The following is a 349-nucleotide window of genomic DNA, read 5'->3' as shown; positions in this document are numbered from 1 at the left end:
CCAGCCAGAAAATCAGAATCAATATCACATTATCCAACCGGTTCCCCACTGACAGAAGATAAAAGGAAAGCAGCAGCATGCACAAAATCCTGCCCAGATAAACAAGAGCTCTGTCTTTCAGATATTCCAGTAAATTCATAACAGATATCCCAGTCCTCTCTTTGTTTCAATGACAGGTCCTGCCCCCAGTTCTTTCAGTTTATTGCGGATCCTTGTAATATTCACGCTGAGCCCGTTATCATCCAGAAATACATGCTGATCCCACAGCGCATCAATGATCTCCTCGCGGCTGACGATCTCTCCCTGTCTGGAAAAAAGATAATGCAGAAGCTTCAGTTCTGTTTTTGTC

1 protein-coding gene is annotated in these 349 nt (G+C 43.8%); it reads right to left on the bottom strand.

All coding sequences use genetic code 11. From position 1 onward, the window contains the following. Positions 1-135 precede the first annotated feature (135 nt). On the bottom strand, positions 136-349 hold a 214-nt coding region (locus tag QVP40_RS10105), incomplete at its 5' end, for a winged helix-turn-helix domain-containing protein (protein ID WP_288200470.1).

This window comes from Blautia sp. CAG:257, from assembly GCF_000433815.1.
GTDB lineage: Bacteria > Bacillota > Clostridia > Lachnospirales > Lachnospiraceae > Blautia_A > Blautia_A caecimuris.
The sequence above is the reverse complement of the archived record's forward strand: the minus strand, read 5'-3'. Positions and strand labels throughout refer to the sequence as shown.